The sequence below is a fragment of the Phenylobacterium sp. genome, assembly GCF_036502675.1.
Taxonomy (GTDB): Bacteria; Pseudomonadota; Alphaproteobacteria; order Caulobacterales; family Caulobacteraceae; genus Phenylobacterium.
Window position 1 is genome coordinate 22187 of record NZ_DASXYF010000098.1, and the last position, 18370, is coordinate 40556.

At 67.6% G+C, this 18370-nt stretch carries 14 protein-coding genes; 6 read left to right on the forward strand and 8 right to left on the reverse strand.

Annotated elements, in window-relative coordinates; genetic code table 11:
* Positions 1-55 precede the first annotated feature (55 nt).
* Together VGL30_RS12585 and VGL30_RS12590 are read left to right on the forward strand one after the other, a co-directional pair.
* On the forward strand, positions 56-1258 hold the full coding sequence (locus VGL30_RS12585; RefSeq protein WP_331540340.1) for a hypothetical protein: 1203 nt from the start codon (positions 56-58) through the stop codon (positions 1256-1258).
* Positions 1258-2406, forward strand: coding sequence for a glycosyltransferase family 4 protein (locus tag VGL30_RS12590; RefSeq protein ID WP_331540341.1), 1149 nt, complete (start codon positions 1258-1260; stop codon positions 2404-2406). Before VGL30_RS12585 ends, VGL30_RS12590 begins: the two co-directional genes overlap by 1 nt.
* Here the strand turns inward: VGL30_RS12590 and VGL30_RS12595 are convergent.
* From VGL30_RS12595 to VGL30_RS12615, 5 genes are all read right to left on the reverse strand, one after another.
* Complete coding sequence (locus VGL30_RS12595) at positions 2333-3229, reverse strand: glucosamine inositolphosphorylceramide transferase family protein (RefSeq protein WP_331540342.1); 897 nt, start codon at positions 3227-3229, stop codon at positions 2333-2335. The genes VGL30_RS12590 and VGL30_RS12595 overlap by 74 nt on opposite strands.
* Positions 3230-3493: 264 nt before the next feature.
* Positions 3494-4762, reverse strand: coding sequence for an amidohydrolase family protein (locus VGL30_RS12600; protein WP_331540343.1), 1269 nt, complete (start codon positions 4760-4762; stop codon positions 3494-3496).
* Between the two features lie 136 nt (positions 4763-4898).
* Entirely contained in the window at positions 4899-6131 is a 1233-nt protein-coding gene (locus VGL30_RS12605; protein ID WP_331540344.1) for a cytochrome P450, read from the reverse strand.
* A 178-nt stretch (positions 6132-6309) separates the two neighbouring features.
* The gene (locus VGL30_RS12610) at positions 6310-7434 is read right to left on the reverse strand and encodes a thiolase family protein (protein WP_331540345.1); all 1125 of its coding nucleotides are present in this window, start codon (positions 7432-7434) and stop codon (positions 6310-6312) included.
* The gene (locus VGL30_RS12615) at positions 7431-7823 is read right to left on the reverse strand and encodes a Zn-ribbon domain-containing OB-fold protein (RefSeq protein ID WP_331540346.1); all 393 of its coding nucleotides are present in this window, start codon (positions 7821-7823) and stop codon (positions 7431-7433) included. The genes VGL30_RS12610 and VGL30_RS12615 overlap by 4 nt, the downstream gene beginning before the upstream one ends.
* 320 nt (positions 7824-8143) lie before the next feature.
* On the opposite strand from VGL30_RS12615, the gene VGL30_RS12620 reads away from it, so the two are divergent.
* Both VGL30_RS12620 and VGL30_RS12625 read left to right on the forward strand, forming a co-directional pair.
* A complete protein-coding gene (locus VGL30_RS12620) occupies positions 8144-9316 on the forward strand; it encodes an epoxide hydrolase family protein (RefSeq protein ID WP_331540347.1) in 1173 nt (390 codons plus the stop codon).
* A 329-nt stretch (positions 9317-9645) separates the two neighbouring features.
* Complete coding sequence (locus tag VGL30_RS12625) at positions 9646-10680, forward strand: cytochrome P450 (protein WP_331540348.1); 1035 nt, start codon at positions 9646-9648, stop codon at positions 10678-10680.
* Between the two features lie 113 nt (positions 10681-10793).
* Here the strand turns inward: VGL30_RS12625 and VGL30_RS12630 are convergent, their stop codons facing one another.
* Entirely contained in the window at positions 10794-12956 is a 2163-nt protein-coding gene (locus VGL30_RS12630) for a TonB-dependent receptor (protein ID WP_331540349.1), read from the reverse strand.
* A gap of 218 nt (positions 12957-13174) precedes the next feature.
* Between VGL30_RS12630 and VGL30_RS12635 the strand changes: the two genes are divergently transcribed.
* Positions 13175-14023: an IclR family transcriptional regulator domain-containing protein gene (locus VGL30_RS12635; protein ID WP_331540350.1), complete on the forward strand. Its 849-nt coding sequence runs from the start codon at positions 13175-13177 to the stop codon at positions 14021-14023.
* A gap of 166 nt (positions 14024-14189) precedes the next feature.
* Positions 14190-15047 carry a MaoC/PaaZ C-terminal domain-containing protein gene (locus VGL30_RS12640; protein ID WP_331540351.1) on the forward strand — a complete coding sequence of 286 codons (858 nt, stop codon included), beginning with the start codon at positions 14190-14192 and terminating at the stop codon, positions 15045-15047.
* Positions 15048-15089: 42 nt separating this feature from the next.
* On the opposite strand, the gene VGL30_RS12645 is transcribed toward VGL30_RS12640, so the two are convergent.
* A complete protein-coding gene (locus VGL30_RS12645; RefSeq protein ID WP_331540352.1) occupies positions 15090-16685 on the reverse strand; it encodes an MFS transporter in 1596 nt (531 codons plus the stop codon).
* 237 nt (positions 16686-16922) lie between these two features.
* Positions 16923-18095, reverse strand: a complete 1173-nt coding sequence (locus tag VGL30_RS12650) for an amidohydrolase family protein (RefSeq protein ID WP_331540353.1) — start codon at positions 18093-18095, stop codon at positions 16923-16925.
* Between the last annotated feature and the right edge of the window lie 275 nt (positions 18096-18370).

Consider the following 18370-nt stretch of genomic DNA (forward strand, 5'->3'; position numbering starts at 1 on the left):
AAAACGAACTTGGCCGTGACTTGAGGAAGTCCGCGGTTTGTGGCGTCTTTGAAACATGCGGATCGGATTCCTCTTCAACCACGACCAGGTGCATCAGGTCGCCCACAGCCTGCCCATCGCGCTCGCCCTGGCGCGCGGCGGGGCCGGGGCCGAGATCGTCGTCGCCACCACCAACCCGCGCCTCACCGCCGAGGTCGCCCGCCTGGGCGGCGCCCTGATCGGCCATGGGGTCCAGCTGGTCGAGCTTCGCCTCGCCCCAGGGCCCGGCCGGATGCTGGCCGGCGCGCTCGAAGGGCTGCTGCCGGCGACCAAGCTATTGATCTACCGGGACAACCTGGATTTCTTCCGCAGCCTCGACGTGCTGGTGGTCGCGGAGAAGACCTCGCTGATCCTCAAGACCCGCTACGGCCTCGACCGCCTGCGCATCGTCCACACCCGCCACGGCGCCGGCGACCGGGCGATCGGCTTCGACGCCGCCAGCGCGGCCTTCGACCACGTGCTGGTGTCCGGCCCGAAGATCCGCGACCGGCTGATCGCCGACGCCGCCGTCGACCCGGCGAAGATTTCCGTCGTGGGCTATCCCAAGTTCGACCTGTCGCCGCCGCGCGGCGCGACCCACCCGCTACAGGACGACGGCCGCCCGGTGGTGCTCTACAATCCGCACGTCTCGCCGCACCTGTCGTCCTGGTACGCCGCGGGCGGCCGCGTGCTCGACTGGTTCCTGGAGCACGACGACCTGCACCTGATCTTCGCGCCGCACGTCATGCTGTTCGAACGGCGCTACGTGCTGACCATCGACCGCCTGCGCATCGACCGGCCGGGCCGCATCGATGAGCGCTACCTGCGGGCGCCCAACATCCACATCGACCTCGGCAGCCGGGCCTCCACCAACATGGCCTACACCCAGCGGGCCGACATCTACCTGGGCGACGTGAGCAGCCAGGTCTACGAGTTCCTGCTGACGCCGCGGCCCTGCGTGTTCCTCGACGTCCACCGCACGCCGTGGCGGGAGGATCCCAACTACACCCACTGGACGTGCGGCCCGGTCATCGAGGACGTGGCCGACCTGGGCGCGGCCCTGTCGCGGGCGCGCGACGAGCACGCCTCGATCCACCGCCCGGTCCAGGAGGCGCTGTTCGCCTACACCTTCGACCTGACCGAGGAGCCGTCGTCGGAACGCGCCGCCCGCGCGCTGATGCAGTTCGCGGGCCTGGCCTCGTCGTCGTCGGCCGTGCCCGGGGCCTGGGCGGCGGCCTGATGCGGATCGCCTACGTCATCAACTCGGTGGAGGGCGGCGGCGCCGCCCTGCCCGTCCCGGCTGTGGCGCGGTTGCTGCGGGCGCATGGCGCGACGGTGCAGGTGTTTGCGCTCACCCGGCGGGACGGGCGCGCATTGCCGGCCATGGAAGACGCGGGCCTGACCGTGCGGGTGCGGGACGGCGGGGAGAAGGACCACCTGGCCGCGCTCGCCTGGCTCGACCGGACGCTCGCCGAGTGGCGGCCCGACGTGATCTGGACCTCGCTGTCCCGCGCCACCCTGCTGGGGCAGGTGGTCGGCCGGCGCCGGGGCACGCCGGTGGTGAGCTGGCAGCACGCCGCCTTCCTGAAGCGCGCCAACCTCCTCCTGCTGCGGGCCCGCCAGGCGCACTCGGCGCTGTGGATCGGCGATTCCCACAGCGTGGCGGCGCTGACGGCCGAGCGGCTGGGCGTGCCGGCCGGACGGCTGGCGGTATGGCCGCTGTTCGCCGCCGACGCCGCGGCGCCCCAGGCGCGGCCCTGGCGGGCGGGCGAGCCGGTGCGGATCGGCGCGCTGGGCCGCCTGCACCCGGTAAAGGGCCACGACGTGCTGATCGAGGCCCTGGCGCGGGCGCGGGGCCAGAGCCTTTACCCGCTGGGCCCGTTCGAGGTGCGTATCGCCGGAGAGGGGCGGCAAAGGGCGGCGCTGGAGAGGGCGGTCGCCGCGGCCCGCCTCGACAACGTGCGCCTGACGGGTTTCTGTGACCACCCGCGCGACTTCCTGGCCGAACTGCACCTCTACGTACAACCGTCGCGGTCGGAGGGCCTGTGCATCGCCGCGCACGAGGCGATGCAGGCCGGCTTGCCGACCATCGTCTCGCGGGCGGGCGAGATGCCCTACAGCGTGCGGGACGGGGAGACGGGCCTGGTCATCCCTCCCGGCGACGCCGACGCCCTCACCCAGGCGCTGATCTGGCTGTTGTCGCACCCGGAGCGGCTGGCCGGGATGGGAGCCGCGGCCCGGGCGCGCGTCCTGGAGCGGTTCGGCGCGGCGGCGTTCGAGCGCGCCGGCGCGGAGGTGGTCGCGCGCCTTCCGCTCATGATCGCCAACGCCCCAGCACGCGGCCCGCGTCAATCGCCAGCCCGCCCAGCGAACGGTCTGTCCGCTTGACGTCCACGAGCGTGAGGTCGCCGCAGGCCGACAGGGTGTGCAGGCCGTCGCGGTAAGGCGCGGCGGCGGTCGGCGCCGCGATCGGCGCAGCCGCGTCCGCGGCGAAGCCGTCCGGCGTAAGCTCGCGGATCCGCAGCAACCGGATCGCTGCGCCGTAGGTGCGCACGCAGTCCTGCACCGGCAGGGTGAGCACGCCCTGGTGCAGGAAGGGCGCTCCTCCCGGGCGGCTGCTGGCGCGGTCGATGCGCACCGGGTTGCCGGGATGGGCGCGCCAGGGCCCGGAGAGCGACTCGGCGAAGGCCAAGTGCAGCCGGCCCTGCTTGTGCGCCTGGGGCCCGGCCGGCGAATAGGCCAGCCACCAGAGGCCGTCGTGCCGGAACGGCGTCGGGTCGATCGCCGGCGTGTCGAGTTCCGGCCGCGCGAACGGTTCCCAGCGATGGGGAAACTCCGCGGCGCGATAGAGGGTGAAGCCGCCCGACCGGTGGGCCTCCGGCGCCATGAACACCGCCCCGTCCGCCTCGAAGACACACGGATAGGACAGATGCCACGGCTCGCGCAGCACGGTGGTGCGCCCGAACCATTCGCCGCCCGCCCCGACGTGCAGCAGGTCGATCGTCCCATGGCGCGTGCGGTAGTCGTAGGCTTCCGCGAAAACGTGCAGGGCCCCGTCGCGCCAGAGGCCGAACGGGTCGGCGAGGAATGTGAAGGGCGGCCCGGCCGGCAGCCACCGCACGGGCAGCCCCTCAAGCGTCCCGGCGGCGGCGATCGCCTGGACCTTCGCGTCCACCAAGCCGATGCGCCAGATGTCGCTGCGGCGGGGCATCAGGCGGAAACTCCCGGGTCAGTCATCGGAGCCGCCTTCCCCCCTTCCGGCCGCCACGCGCCGGCCGTTATCGCACCAAGCCGGCGGCCGACGGGCGTCAAGCTGGGAAAGCCGCGCCCACCCCCGCGCCGATTCATGTGGGAGGATGCTGAAAAAGTGAAGGCGACCGCAATCTGCTTTGCGGTCGCCTTCGGGATAGCGGATCAGCCGTGGGCGTGACAGCGGAGCCGGCTTCCGCTCCGGCCGTCACGCCGGGAGCGGGGGTCAGAACGGCAGGTTGTAGAGCTTGACCGCGTTACGCTCGAGCACCTGCTTGCGCACCTCGTAGTCGTAGCCGCCCAGAGTATCGACCAGGTGTTCCTGCACGCCCGGATAGAGCGAGGTCGGGTGCGGGTAGTCGGTCTCGAACAGCACCTTGTCGACGCCCAGCGTTTCCAGGAGTTGCTTGGGACCGATCGACTCGTACCAGAAGGTCACCCAGAAATTCTGCCGGAAGTATTCCCACGGCCGCTTCTGCAGCCTGCGGGCGACGTTCGGCATCATCTCGTCGAACTGGTGCTCCATCATCTCGACGGCGAAGGGCACCCAGCCCATGCCGCTCTCGATCATGCCGATCTTCAGGTTCGGATAGGTGTCGAGCAGGCCCGAGACCATGAAGTTGCCAAGCGTCGCGGCGTTGCCGAGCGAGTACATCATCGAGGCGACCGCCAGGCGCTGCTCGAAGCCCAGTTCCTCCCAGGTCATGCCACTGGGATTGATCGCGGCGTTCAGGTGGTAGTTGACCGGGGTCCCGGTCGCCTCGCACATCTCGAACAGCGGCGCGAAATATTCGTTGGTGAAGCTCGGCAGGCCCAGCCGCTCCGGCTTGTCGGGCAGGACGAACCCCTTGATCTTCATGTCGATGCAGCGGCGCGCCTCGGCTTCCATCGCCGCCTTGTTCCAGATCGGCAGGTGGCCGAGGGTGAACAGCCGGTCCCCGGACTCCTGCTGCCGCTCGGCCGCAGCGTCGTTGTAGATCTTGAGGATCATCACAGCGACTTCGTCGTCCCCCAGCGCCATCAGCGAACCCGCCTGGGTGACGCCGGAGTTCTGGAAGCAGATCTGGGCGTAGATGCCCATCTCATCCATCGCCTTGAGGCGCGGCTTGATCTGGTAGGAGCCGGCGTGGCCCTGGTCGAGGGTCGGGAAAGCCAGCCGGCCGAGCAGCTTGTTGCTGTCGGCGCCGATGACGTTGCCGCCCATGGTGCCGAAGTTGCGGTCGCCGACGAACCAACGGTCGGCGCCGTCGACGTTGCGGCAATAGGGCAGCCTGCCCTTGAACTTCTCCGGCGCGCGGGACGTGAACATATCCGGCGGCTCGGTGAAGTGGGTGTCGCAATCGACGATCTTGATGCCCTGCAGGCTGGGGTGCAGTCCCTGCGATGACCGGGCGTAATCCACGTCGCGGATCACCCCGCCGGGGGCATAGCCCTCGCTCATCCAGTAGTTTTGTGCGTCGTCTGCGTTGACCTTCGTCCCGTCGTCGGCGGCCACTACATCCTCCTAAAGGTTTGCGCGCACCGAGGCGCAGCGCTTCTTCCAGAATTTATACACCCATTCTCCGCCCGAGCGGCAATGGGATGCAAGCAGAAAAAATGATAGGTCGTCACTTCTTCCGCGGTCGGACCTGTCAAGCCGTCCGGTCCCAAACGACCGGCAGGCGCGGCGCGGCGATCAGGCCGGGAATCACCTGCCGCTCGGAGCCGGGCTTCAGCCGGAATGTCGGCAGCCGCACCAGAATCTCGTGCAGGGCGATGCGCAGTTCGCGGCGCGCCAGGTGAGAGCCCAGGCAACGATGCGGCCCGGCGGCGAGGGTGAGGTGGCGGTTGGTGGCGCGGTCGAGGCGGAACGTGCGCGGGTCGTCGAACTCGTCGGGATCGAAGTTTCCGGTCAGGTTGAAGCAGGTGAGCCTGTCGCCCGCCTTGACCTGAACGCCGCGGATCTCGTGGTCCTTTTTCGCCACGCGCGACGAATTGACGATCGGCTGCATGCGTAGGAATTCTTCGATGGCGTCGGGCACCAGGTCGAGATTTTCGCGCAGCTTCTGCTGCAGCGCCGGATCCAGCGCCAGCCGCCGGAACATCAGCGACGTGGTGGCCGCCACCGTGTCCAGCCCGCCAAGCCAGAGGAAGAACACCGTGCCGATGATCTCCTCCTCGGTCAGCGGACGACCCTCGACGGTCCCATGCACGACGTGGCTGGTCAGGTTCTCGGCCGGGGTTTTCCGCACTTCCTCGATGTAGCTGCGCAGGTAGGCGATGGCGCTGGAGAGCCCCCAGGCCATACGCTCGCGATCGCCCATGTCATGGAGGATCGCGTACTCCCAGGAGAGGAAGTCCTCGAACTTCTCGGCCGGGAAGCCCATCAGCCCCATGAACACCTGCACCGGATAGATGCGGCCGTAGTCGTAGGCCAGGTCGCACTCGCCCTTGTCGGCAAAGCTGTCGATCAGCCGGGCGATGGAGCCGCGGATATTGGCCTCCAGCTTGTCGACCGACCTGGGGGAGAACCACGGGTTGAGCAATATCCGGTACTTGCCGTGCTCCGGAGGGTCGATGGCGATCGGAATCAGCTGGAACGTCTCGCCGATCAGCGCCTGGAAATTGACCACGCCCGCCGAGCTGTAGAGTTCGTCGTTCTGGTAGACGTCGCGGATGTCGTCGTAGTGCGTCACGATCCAGGATCCCCGGTCGCCCATCGCGCCGCTGCCCGGCGAGAAGAACACCGGGGGCAGGTCCTTGTAGACCGCCTCCGTCGGGCTGAACGGATCGTCCAGCGCGTTGGCGGCCCGATAGGGCGAAACGTCGATGACGAGGTGCTCGGGGATGTGCGGCGCAAGCCGGCTGGCGCCGTCGGCCGCCATGAGATTGTCCTGTGCCATCGTGGTTCCTCTCTTCACTTTTCCCTAGACCGCGCCTTGTGCGCCTGCGGCTTATCAGGGAACTGAGGCAGTGTCAGTCATACTGTACGGCAGGGCAAGCCGCGACGTGGGCCGGCCGCCGCCCCGCCACGTCCAGGCCGCAAGCCCGCCGGGCGCGAGCTTAGAGCGCCAGCAGCAGGCAGGAGGTGAAGCCCTCGGCGCCGCTGCTGACCACCGCCACCTCCGGCCGGGGGGCGACCTGGCGGGCGGCCGCCGCGCCCCGCAGCTGCAGACAGGCCTCGTAAAGCCCGCCATAGCCGTGAAGCCGCCCCGCCGACAGCTGTCCGCCGTGGGTGTTGAGCGGCAGATCCCCGCCCGGGGAGATGCGATGGCCGCCCTGGAGGAAGGCGCCCGCTTCGTTGCGCGGGCAGAGCCGCAGCGCCTCGAGCCAGCGAACGGCCAGGATCGAGAACCCGTCGTACAGCAGCGCCACGTCGACGTCCGACGGTTTCAGCGCCGTGCGCGACCACATCATGTCGGCGCTGGCGTCGTAGCCGGGCGCCGACCCGATCGCCTGGACCGTAACGGCGCGGCCGCCGTCGACCGCCGCGCCGCCGGCCCGCGAAACCACCACGGCGATGGAGCCGTCGACCGGCACGTCGCAGTCGTAGAGACACAACGGGTCGGAGATCATCCGCGAAGCGAGGTAGTCGTCGAGGCTGAGCGGTTCACGGTATGCGGCGTGCGGGTTGAGCGCGGCGTAGGCGCGGGACACGACGGCGATCTGGCCGAGCTGCTCCCGGGTCGCGCCGCTCTGGTGCATGTAGCGCTGCATCCAGAGCGCCCCGTACGTGGAATAGCCTGCGCCATAAGGCTCGCTCCACTGGTTCCTCTCGCGCACCACGCCGCTGCGCATGGTCGCCGACCGGCCGCCGAGCTGCTGCTGCGCGCTGGATTCCCACACCGTGCGGAAGCAGAGCACGTGCTCGGCCAGGCCCGCCCCCACGGCCATGACGGCGTTGATGATCGACCCGAGTTGCCCGGGCACCTCGCCGCCGCCGGTATGCCAGCGGGTTCGCAATCCGAGCAGGGCGCGGACGTCGTCGACGCCGGCCCCGGTGATCCCCGGCGTCGAGCCGGTGGCCCCGGGGTAGGTCGATACCCCGTCGATATCCTCGACCGACAATCCGGCGTCCGCGATCGCCGCCAGGGCGGCGTCCGCGGTGAGCGTCCAGGGATCGCGCTGCAGCCTGCGCCCGATCTGCGAATTGCCGACACCGGTGATCACCGCTTTTTCTTCGATCATGCCGAAAACACCGGAATCCAGGCTTCACCCGCCCGTTCGAAGGCGACGCTCACCGGCATGCCGACGGTCACCGCCTCGGGTTCGCAGCCGACAATGTTCGTCAGGATCATAAGGCCGGGCTGCTCGACAAGCTCGACCTGGGCCAGCACATAGGGCGGCTCCATGCCGGGGTTCCACCTGTAGCGGTTGATCGTCCAGGAATAGACATGACCGCGCCCGGAGACCGGCTCGAACCGCACGTCGCGCCCGCGGCATTTCGGGCATAGGGGCAACGGGGGGTGCAGATACCAGCCGCAGGCCTGGCATCGGGCGATGCGCAGCCGGCCGTCGGCGCCGGACCGCCAGTATTCGCCGGTGCGCTCGGTAAGGGGCGGCTCCGTCCGTTCCATCTATCGGACGGGCCCGCCGAGACGGGCCGCCGGTCTGCCGCCGCTTTCCATTTCCCCTCCCGTCCGAGGCCGCGCGCCCGGCGCGGCCATCAGTTTTCGCGATTTTCCCTTTCGTTCTGTCTTAAGATTCTACGGTCCGCAATTCAAATAGTTATTCGAAATGGAGAACCGGTCGCGCACCTTAACGGCTTTCGTGGACCTCGTGGCCGCCCCCGACCATGCCTCCGCAATTGCCTCCGTACAGCGCGGGTCCTAGCCTGGGCGCACCCAGCGACGCCACGGACGGTCGCGGATGCGCCAGGCCAATGGAAGGAGCAGGAATGGACGCCGCGGACATCACGCCGTTCCGAATCGAAACGCCCGAAGCGGTGTTGAGCGACCTGAGGGAACGCCTCGGCCGCACCCGCTTTCCCGACCAGCTGAATGACGCCGGCTGGGACTACGGCGCGGACCTGCATTATGTGAAAGAGCTGTGCGATTACTGGCGTGACCGGTTCGACTGGCGCGCAGCCGAAGCGCGCTTCAACGCCTTTCCGCAATTCGTGACCGAAATCGACGGCGAGCGGCTGCATTTCTATCACGCCCGCTCGCCCGAGGCGGACGCCCTGCCGTTGATCATCACCCACGGCTGGCCGGGCTCCGTCGCGGAATTCCTGGACGTGCTGGGTCCGCTGAGCGATCCGGCGGCGCATGGCGGCGATGCGCGCGACGCGTTCCACGTCATAGCCCCCTCCATTCCCGGATACGGATTTTCGGGACCGACCAAGAAACCCGGGTTCAACGCCAAGCGTGCGGCCGAGGTGAACACGGTGCTGATGGAGCGCCTGGGCTATCCAAGATATGGCGCGCAGGGCGGCGACTGGGGATCGGCGATCTCCTCGCAGATGGCCGCGGCCCATCCCGAACGCCTGGTCGGGCTGCATCTCAACTTCATCGGCGGCCGCCCGGCGGACCCCGGCAATCCCCACGCGGGCCTGAGCGCCGAGGAGATCGAGTACCTGGCGACGAAGGCCGACTACAACGCCCACGAGACCGGCTACCAGGCGATTCAGAGCACCAAGCCGCAGTCGCTGGCCTACGGCCTCACCGACTCCCCCGCGGGACTGGCCGCCTGGATCGTCGAGAAATTCCACGCCTGGAGCGATTGCGGCGGCGACGTCGAAACAGTGTACAGTAAGGATCGGCTGCTCGAGAACATCATGCTCTACTGGGTGACCGGCACGATCAACGCCTCGATGCGGATGTATTACGAGTCGATGGGCCCGGGGCGGCGGGCGCCCGGCTATGGGGGGCGGATCGAGACGCCGACCGGCCATGCGCGCTATCCCGCGGAAGTCCGGCGCACCCCGCGGTCGTGGGCCGAGCAGATGTACAACATCGTCCACTGGACCAAGATGCCCAAGGGCGGGCATTTCGCGGCGATGGAGCAACCGGAGCTGTTCGTCGAGGATGTCAGGAGCTTCTTCCGACCCCTGCGCCAGCCAGCCAAATAGCTTCGCCGCCGCCGTCGATCGAATGTGAACGCGCGATGTCCGGACACGCGCTATGCTGGCGGCATAGAAGCGTGTCCGGTCGGATAAACAGTTGGGAGGCCTTCGTGGCGAGTGAATCAAGCGTCGCCGACGCCGTTGCAGTCCGGTCGGCCGATCAGCCGAGCCTGCCCCCTCACATTCCCCCCAGCCTTGTCAGGGACATCTCGGACCTTCTCGCGCCGAATACGCTGGACGACCCCTTTAGCAAGACGGAGGGCATCCACGACAGGCTTCCGCCTATCTTCTACTCGTTGGGCAAGGCCACGATGACGGGTCATGGCTCGTGGGTAGTGACCCGCTACGAAGACGTCCGCGAAGTCTATCAGAATGACGCCGTATACTCGAACGCCGGCGCGGCGAATTTCCAGGCGATGGTGGGTGAGACCTTCCAGATGATCCCGCTGGCGATCGATCCGCCGGACCACGGCAAGTACCGGATCCTGCTGAATCCCTGGTTCTCGCCCAGGGCGATCACTCTTATGGAGCCGAAGATCCGCGCCACCATCGGCGAGCTGATCGACAGCTTCGCCGACAAGGGCGAATGCGACCTGGCCTACGACTATGGCCGGATCTACCCCGTGCGCGTGTTCATGGGGCTGATGGGCTTTCCCGAGGAGAAGTTCGAGGACTTCCTCTCCTGGGAGTACGCGATCCTGCACGACATGGGCAACCTGGAGCGGATGAAGTGGGGCATCTCCAGCGCCCTGGCCTATCTGCGCGGCTATATCGAGGAGGTCCGCAGGACGCCCGTCGACAACCTCACTAGCCATATCGTGCATGGGACGGTCGAGGGGCGCGGGCTGACCGAGGACGAGATCATCGGCACGGTGTTCTTCCTCTGGGTGGGCGGCCTGGACACCGTGGCGGCGACGACGGCGCTGATGTTTCGGCGGCTGGCGCTGGACCCGGCGCTGCAGCAGACCCTGCGCGACAATCCGGACCAGATCCCGGAAGCCATCGAAGAGTTCCTGCGCATGCAGCCGATCGTCAATTCCGGACGGTCGGCCAAGCACGACCATGAGCTTGCCGGCGTCCAGATCAAGAAGGGCGAGTACATCATGTGCCTGAACGCGGCGGGCAACTTCGACCCGGCCGAGTTCGAGGAACCGCGCACGTTCCGCCTGGACCGCCCCTCCAACCGCCACTTCACCCTGGCGGGCGGGCCGCACCGCTGCCTGGGCTCGCACCTGGCGCGGCGGGAGCTGCGCATCGCCCTGAGCGAGTTCCTCGAGCGCATCCCCCCGTTCCGGATGAAACCCGGAGCCGACCGCACGGTGGTCCCGGGCCTGATCGCCGCCCCCCACCTGCCGATCGTCTGGGGCTAGAACATGTCTGGTTCTCCTCGAACCAAACATGCTCGGCAAGTCTTTGAAATAGAGCGTGACGGTCGCCGGAACCGGCTTCCACTTCCGGCTATCATGCTCCAGGCCGCGGGACGCTAGAAGCGATAGTCGGCGCGGACGCCCCACGTCGCCGGCTCGGCCTCCACGTGATAGTCGCCGAAGGCGGTGCCGGTGAGGACGATATAGTAGCGCTCGTCCGTGACGTTGTTGCCGAAGGCGGTAAGCGTCCAGTGGTCGCCCGGCGCGCGCCAGGCGGCCTGCAGGTTGACGAGGGTTATGTCGCCCTGGCGGTAGCGGTAGCCGCTGCCGTTCAGGCCAAGGTCGCTCTTGGTCGGTGAATAGGGGCTGGAATAGGACACGTTCGCGGTCAGCACCACGTCGCCGAAGCCGATGGGGACCGTGTAGTCGCCGCCGACATTGAAGGTCCAGTCCGGGGCCCGCACGATCTGCTGTCCGCTCTGGTCCTGCGTGCACGGCACGGTGGCGGGCGGCGGGGCGGTGTTGGGGCAGCTGGCCGAGTTCAGGCCCGTCGTGGCGCTGGGCAGGTTGACCGGGGCGTTGCGGAAGTCCTTGTAGCGCGCGTGGTTGTAGGCCACGGCGGCACGGGCGTTGAACTGTTGGCTCAGGCGCGCGCTGAGCTGGGCCTCGACCCCATAGATCTTGGCCGTCGCAGCATTGGCGATTATGGAGCTGTTGACGCCGTTGATGACGGAAATCGAGCTCACCTGCAGGTTCTTGTAATCGTAATAATAACCCGCCAGGTCGAACCGGAACGCGCCCTGCGCCGTCTTGAAGCCGACCTCGTAGGCGGTAAGCTTCTCAGGTTGGACGATGTTGAACGGCGCCGTCGTGCTGATGAGGCCGCTCTTGAAGCCCTTGCTGAACGAGGCGTAGACGTTGCTGTCCGGCGTCAGCTCATAGCGCAGCACCGCTCGAGGGGTGACGCTATGGAAGGTGGCCGACTTCTGCAGCAGCAGGGCGCCGGCGCCCGACCAGATGATGACGCCCTTCTTCTCGTGGCTGTAGCGCAGACCGCCGGTCAGGTAGAGGCGATCGGCCATGTGCCAGGTGGCGTCGGCATAGGCCGCATAGGCGGTCGCATCGATCACGCTGTCGTTCTGGGGCAGGAAGACCGTCGACGGGGCGGCGCGGACGAAGTTGTCGTCCGCCCGGGACCGCGAGTTGAAATAGAACAAACCCAGCACATAGCTGAGCGGATCCGTCTTCGTGGAGGTGAGGTTCACCTCCTGCGAGAAGGCGCGGCCGTACTCGTGGAAGTTCTGGTCGTAGACGGGCCTGGCCGAGCCGTCGATCTCGTAGCTCGAGAAATCGCGCTCCTTCTCGATGCGGGTGAAGGAGGTGAGGGTGGCCCAGCCCAGCCGGTACTCGCCCTTCAGCGACGCTGAATTCTGGAACGACCGGTTGATCACCGGGTGGTTCAGCGAGGTCAGGTTGCGCCCCTTCTCCACGTAGCTGCCGGGGAAGAGGACCTGGGCCAGCGCTCGCCCATCGTAGGTGACCGCCAGGCCCCGGCCGTCGGAGACCTTGAGGGTCTCGCCGGTCAGGGTGAGGGTGAGGTCGTCGTTGGGTTGGAACCGCGCCTTGGCGTTCAGCGAATAGTTGCTGAGCGGCGCGGTGTTGAAGCCGGAGATGTCTTTGATGTAGCCGTCGCTCTTGCGGTAGTAGCCGGCGACGTTGACGGCCAGGACCTCGGAGACCGGCGTCGAGAAATAGGCCTGTACGCGTTTGTCGGCGAAGCGGCCGTAGCCCAGGCTGAACCGCCCGGACCGTTCGGTCATCGAGGGCTGCAGCGTCTCGATCAGCAGGGCGCCGCCGGTGGCGTTGCGCCCGAACAGCGTGCCCTGCGGGCCCTTCAGCACCGACACCTGGCTGATGTTGGCCAGGTCGAGGTTCAGGCCGCGCTGGAACGGCAGGTAGAAGCCGTCGACGTAGACGGCGACGTTGTTCTCCTGCCCGGCGCCGACCAGCTGGGTGGTGACCCCGCGCACCGCCGGCTGGACGTAGACCCCCGTACGGCTGAGCTGGACCCCGGGAGCGATCTTGGAGATGTCCTCCAGCCGGGTGATCCCCGCCCGCTCCAGGGTCTCGCCGGACGCCGCGGTGATGGAGATCGGCACGTCCTCGAGGCGCTCGGCGCGCTTCTGGGCGGTGACGACCACCTCCTCGATCGTGGACGGGGGCGACGTCTCCTGGGCGTGGGCCGCGCCGGCGGCCAGAAGCGCCGTCGTCGCCAGCATGATGAGCCGCCGTGAAGGCCGATGTGAGTGAGCCAAGTTCGCCTCCCCAAAGGATGTTCGCCAAGCGGCCAGCGCGCCCTCGGCATTTTGCGGGACGCTATGGCCAAACCCGTGGAGCTGCAACCGGTTCATGCGATTAACGATTGGTCGGACGATAATCGTACAACTGGCGACGGAATGTTTTGATTAGCGATCGCGGCCGGAATACCTAGGCCGGCATGTCGTCCAAGAACCTCCAGTCGAAGCGTCCCGCAACGGCCGCCGCATCGTCCCGCCCGCCGTCCGAAGCGGAAGGTCTCGACCGTTGGACAGGGGACCCGTCGTTCATGCTCTCCCTGGCGCGGGGGCTGCTTGTGCTCGACGTGATCGCGAAAGCGCGCGGCCGCCCGGTCTCGGTCACGCAACTGGCGAACCTGACCGGGCTGTCCCGGCCGACCGCCCGAAGGTGCCTCTATACGCTCGACGCCATCGGCTACGTTCAGAAGGCGACCGACGGCGGGGCGCCGGGGCCGCGCCTGGCGGCGCTCGCCTCCAGCTACCTGTCGTCGTCTCCGCTGCTGTCAGGCCACGAGCCCGTCCTGACGCGCTTGCGCGACGTCACGAAGCAGACCGTCATCTTCGGGACCTTTCAGGATCAGGAACCCCTGTTCCTTGCGAATTTCCCCGGCGACAACCCCTTCAACATCAATGTCCCGATCAGTTCTCGAATCCCGCTGTATTCCACGTCGATGGGGCGAGTGCTTCTGGCGCATATGGCCGCCGAAGACCTCGAGGATTACCTCGCCCGCACCAGCATGGTCCCGCGCACCGCGCGGACCATCACCACACGAGACAGGCTTCTGCCGGCATTGGCGGAGGTTCGCGCGCGCGGGTACGCCCTGGTCGATCAGGAAATCGAACTTGGACTGAGATCCATCTCCGTTCCCGTGCATAACCGCGCGGGCAAGGTGGTCGCCTGGATCAACATAAACACGCTGGCCGCAGCGACGACGGTGCGGGAACTCCGGTCGCGGATCGCCCCCGCGATGACCGCTGCGGCGTCAGAACTCTCCGCGCTTTTGCCCTGACGGCCTCCCGGCGACCGTGGAAAGTCGATGATCGCAAGGGCGCCGATCATGCGCTAGAGACGCGCATCGCCGGTAAGCTCTGCAAGCCGGCGATGAACGACCGTTATCGGAGCGCAGACGTCGAGACCACGCCACCGGGCGCCCGGACCTGACTGAAGGACAAGCCATGCCTCTCGACTATGACGACCTGATCTCGCGCCGGGGCGAGGAACGAGCGTTCAGCTATGTCGATACGCAGGTGATGCTCTACAACCTCAGCGTGGGCATGGGCCGCGATCCGCTCGACGCCAAGGAGGCGCCCTACGTCTTCGAACTGCCGGCCCTGCGCGCGGTGCCGACGGCGGTGACCGTCCTGGGGGGCGGCGGCGGCAACATCCTGGCGGGCGTCGACATCGACCGGACCAAGTTGCTGCACGGCGAGCAGCGCATCACCCTGCACCGTCCCCTCCCCCCCTCGGCGCAGCTGATCGGCAGCTCGCGCATCTCCGAGGTCACCGACAAGGGCGCCGACAAGGGCGCCATCATCGCCATGGCCAGCGACGTGCGGCTGGCCTCGGGCGAACCGCTCTACACCTCGGAGGCCGTGATGTTCCTTCGGGGCGACGGCGGCTTCGGCGGGCCGTCCAAGTCAAGATTTACGCCCCACGTCATGCCGGACCGGGCGCCGGACCTGACCCACGTCACGGAGACGCGGCCCGACCAGGCCCTGCTCTACCGCCTGAACGGCGACCGCAACCCGCTGCACGCCCAGGCCGAGTTCGCCACGCGGGCGGGTTTCCCCGCCCCGATCCTGCACGGCCTCTGCAGCTACGGAATCGCCTGCCGGGCCGTGCTGGCCAGCGTCTGCGACTACGATGCGGCGCGGATCAAAAGCTTCGGCGTGCGCTTCACCTCGCCGGTGTTCCCCGGCGAGACCATCGCCACCGACATCTGGGTCGACGGCGAGGTGGTCTCCTTCCGCTGCCGCGTCGAGGCGCGCGGCGTCACCTCGCTCAACAACGGCCGCTGCATCATCTCGGCCTGAGGAAACTGGACACGCCGCGGCGGACCCGCCGGCAGGACCGGTTCACGTCGTCCGCTGTCGCGCCTGCAGCAGGTCCCGCTCAAGATAGGCGGCGGGAAGCCGGCGCACCGCAAACAGCAGAAGCAGAATCGAGCCGGGAACGAGGATATAGAGACAGGACAACCCTGTTCGAATCGACCCGGTAAGATCGGCGATGCGACCCACGGCGTAGGGTCCGGTCGAGCCGGCGATCAGCGTCAGACAGCAGACGTACAGCGCCGCGGCCCGCGCCCGCATCATAGGCAGCACGAGGTCCTGCATCAGAGCGGTGACGCCGGCGGGCCACGCCCCGAGGAACACCATCAGCGCCGCGGTGGCCAAGACGAACTCGACCTTGTTCCCGGCGGTCAGGATGACCGTGAGGAGGATCGCTCCCGCCCCCGCGCAGATGGCGGCAATGTAGAGGGGCGCGGCGCGATCGACACGCCGCCACCGGTCGGCCGCGAAGCCGCCTATGAGCGTTCCGAGCAGGGAACCGCCGCCGATCGCGGCGCCGAGAGAGCCCCCGGCTTCGGCATAGCTCATGCCGAACTGGCGCGTGGCGAACGGGATCGACCAGAACGACATGGTTCCATGCAGGGCCGCCACCATCGCCCCGCCGAAGATGACCGCCCAGAAGATCGGCGACCCGACGGTCAATCGGCAGAACGCGGGGTCGCGATAGGGCTGCGCCTGGCACCAGGAGATCAGCCCGTAGGCGGCCACCCCCACCGCCAGCCACTGGGCGACGCTGCCGGTAAGCCACACCAGCAGCACGGCGACCATCGCGACAGCCGCGCCGGCGGCCAAGTTGATCGTCCCGGCCCGCGCGCCCCCGAGCCTCCAGATCTGGAACGTCGCGAACGGCGGGACCAGGAGCGAAAGCTCATGGACGCCTTCGGCGAAGGGCTTCGCCTTTCCGGCGGAGAGCGCGATTTTCTCCTGGACGGGCTCGCCCACGAGAAGCGCGAGCGCGGCGACCACCAGCCCGGGCAGGCCGAAGACGATGAACGCAGCCTGCCACCCCTTGAGAGCGCACAGGCCGACGCCGCACTGGCCGGGCCAGTTCTGGACCAGCCAGCCGCCAAGGGCCAGGCTCAGGCTGATTCCGATGAACGGGCCGCAGAGGAAGATCGAAAAGACCAAACCCCGGCGGCGCGCCGTGAAGACGTCGGCCAACATCGAATAGCCCACCGAGCCGATCGTCGCTTCGCCGACGCCCACGCCGATGCGCGCCAGCACCAGCTGGACATAGCTTGTGGCCGCCCCGGACAGCATCGTCATCCCCGACCACAGCCCGACGCCGAACATCAGCAACCGGTTCCTGCGCCATCGGTCGCCGACGCCGCCCATCGCGATGCCGACGATCGCGTTGAACAGGACGAAGCTGGTGCCCGCCATGAAGCCAAGCTGGGCGTCGGTCATCCCGAGGTCGTGCTTGATCGGTCCGGCGAGCGCCCCGAGGACGGCGCGGTCCGCGTAGTTCAGCACATTGGCCGCGACCAGCACCGCCAGGACGAACAGCTTGTAGGCGGTCTTCAGCTCGGAGGCCGCATCAAGCTTCGGCGCGACGCCGCTTACCGGATCGTCCTTCGCCGCTTCGCGACTGGCGTCGTGCATCGGAACCCCCCTCATGGACCTGCCGCGCCGGGCTTCCGTCGCGCCGCCGTTCCACCGGGCCGGCGCCGGCGTCCACCGAAGATCCCGTGCGGCGCAAGAGGTTCGCGGGCGGCGTGCGGAGCGGCATGTCCGCTGCGCGAAATGGCCCACAGTCCCTGCGCGAGCAACTGTGGGCCACCCTCTGACGTGGCGATCGTGGCCGGGCGAACCGCCTGGATCGAGAGCCGATCGCCTGCGTCAGCTCACGGGAATGTTGTAGACCCTGGCGGCGTTGCCGCCGAAGATCTTGCGGCGTTCCTCGTGGGTGAATTCCGCGGCGGTCTCGGCCATGAAGTTCACCGGGTCGGGATAGAGGCAGACCGGGTGCGGGAAGTCCGTCTCGAACATGACGTTGTCGACGCCCAGCGCCCGCGCCGACTGCGCCAGCCCCCGCCGCTCGAACCAGGAGCAGGCATAGATCTGCCGGCGGAACAGCTCGATCGGGGTGAGCTCGCACTTAATGCCGGAATCCTTCATGTGGTACTCGAGAGATTCCAGCATGAACGGGATCCAGCCGACGCCGCTTTCCACCGAGACGATGTTGAGCTTCGGGAACTTCTCCAGGAATCGGGAGAGAATGATGTTGGCCAGGATCTGATAGTTGCTGACGAACATCATCGAGCCGCCGAACGCCATCTTGCCCTCGGTTTCGTGCGTCGGCCAGACGCCGGAGCCGAACCAGGCCGTCGATTCGAAACCGGAGCCGATGTGGAAGTTGACCGGCAGGCCGAGATCCGAGCACAACTCCCAGAGCGGGAACCAGTGCTTGTCGCCCAGAACGGGCATGCCCTGGCCCTCCGGCACGCTGTTGGTGTTGACGCCGCGCAGCCCCGCCTTCTGGCAACGCTCCGCCTCGGCGAGGCTCTGCTTGATGTCCCACCACGGCATCAGCGCCATCGGGAAGATCCGGTCGCCCGACGCCTTCTGGTACTCGATCATGGCGTCGTTGTAGATCTGGGTGGTCACCCACCGCAGATCCGGGTCGACGCCCATCGACTTCTGGTTTCCGAAGCCCAGCAGGTTCGGATAGGCGATCTGCGCGGCGATGCCGGATTCGTCCATGTAGGCCAGGCGCGCCTTGACGTCGTAGGCGCCTTCGAAGACCTCTTCGAACTTCCACTTGGTGAGGGCGTTCCCGTGCCCCTTGGACCCGTCGCGGCGGATGGTGCTGATCGCGAAGGCGGGGCCCATCCGCTTGTCGCCGTCGATCACCCAGATGAGTTCGCCGTCGACTTCCTTCACCTGGGGCACGCGGGCCTTGTAGGCGGCCGGGGCGCGCGAGGTCCAAAGATCGTAGACCTCCGCGATGTGGGTGTCGGCGTCGATGACGGTGACGCCGGCCATCACGGGCGGCTTGGTGAGGATATTCATTGGTTCCATCCCATGGGTCGGGAGCTTTCCAGGCTCCGGTTGTTGGAACGACCTCCTGAGCGGGGTTGATGGCGTCCAGGTCCACCAGCATCCGCTCGGTATGCTCGTCATAGCTCGGGGCGCGGGGCGCCCCTGAATCAGATCATCGACCGACAGCCGGACCGAAGGGCTTCGTTGACCCGCCGTTCTCGTGGATACGACCGTCCTGCGACACTATGTATTCCATATATCGAATAGAATTTCCTTATCTTCTAACGGTCGGGTCGGAACGTCAA